This is a genomic window from Xanthovirga aplysinae (assembly GCF_009711365.1).
GTDB classification, from domain to species: Bacteria; Bacteroidota; Bacteroidia; order Cytophagales; family Cyclobacteriaceae; genus Xanthovirga; species Xanthovirga aplysinae.
The window spans coordinates 1-1,174 of the sequence record NZ_SMMB01000336.1; the positions used below are offsets into that span (position 1 = coordinate 1).

At 35.3% G+C, this 1,174-nt stretch carries 1 protein-coding gene; it reads left to right on the forward strand.

The window, feature by feature from the left end; translation table 11 throughout:
• Window positions 1-11: 11 nt before the first annotated feature.
• A partial coding sequence (locus tag E1171_RS01025; RefSeq protein ID WP_187696145.1) for a replication initiation protein occupies window positions 12-1,174 on the forward strand: 1,163 nt, incomplete at its 3' end.

Genomic DNA, 1,174 nt, shown 5'->3' on the forward strand with positions numbered 1-1,174 from the left:
TTTTGCTTGGAATGTCCCAGATAAAAAAAAATGATACAGAATTTACTGATTTACGTATACCGATTCGGGCAGTTTTGGGGTATGGTGAAAAAGATAAATTACAAGGTTATGATTATGAAAGAATTAGAAATGCAGCAAAAGAGTTACAGGGAAGTTATATTGAAATAATAGAAGGCAACAAATGGGCTACTTACGGTTTTATTTCTAAATCATCAGGAGAAAAAGGGAAACCTTTCATTGTTATCCGGTTCAATAATGACATGAAAGGCTTCCTGTTACAGTTGAAGAGTGCTTATACCTCTTACACACTCAAGCACGTCAGTAATTTTAAAAATAAGAGCTCGCTCAAAATATATGAATTGTGTAAGGAGTACCTCAACCAGGGAAGGAAAAAAAGAGAGTTTGACCTTGTTTTGCTGAGGGAAGTATTGGGGTTTCAAGAAAAATATCTCAAGTTTTATGAGCTTAAAAGAAAAGTATTAGAGGCGGTAAAAGATGATATCAATAGCTTTTCAGATATGAACTTAGAGTATATGCCTCAAAAAAATGGCCGTAGCGTCAAAGCTATACAGTTTACCTTTGACTTTAAGGAGGGTAATCCGCAAGACCAAAAGCTTTCCGAGTCATTTTATACCCCTTCGGGAGCTTCTTTTTCTTTGGAAGAAAACACAAAGGGTGGGGTCCTTTCTTCTTTCGGGCAAGATTTTTATAAGAAGCTTTTGCGCAGGTACAATAAAAAACTTTTAGACTTTTCCATGGAGAAAGTGGCTCTTCTATCTCATGTTAACAATAAACGAGGTTACCTACTTAAAGCCATGAAAGAAGAATACTATAGACGTGAGTTGGAGTTGATGGAGGCTAAAAAAATTAAGCAGGTGGAATTAAAGGAAGAAAGAATTTTAAAGGAGAAGGAGAAGTTATTAGAGGAAAAAATTAGACAGCAATACGACTCTTTCAGAAAACAATTGTTTGAAAAATTTAGAGGGAAAGGTACGGAGGAAGATCTGGAGGAGTTTCTCTTTGAGATGGAGGAAAGTTCCTTATCCCTTGAAAGGAGGTATTTTTCAGAATTTGAAAGAGGACGTCCTTCCAAATTAGCAGATAGCTATTACTGTCAATGGTTAATTAAAAAATATGGGACAGCAGAAGAAATAGAAATGTTGGATGAAAAAAA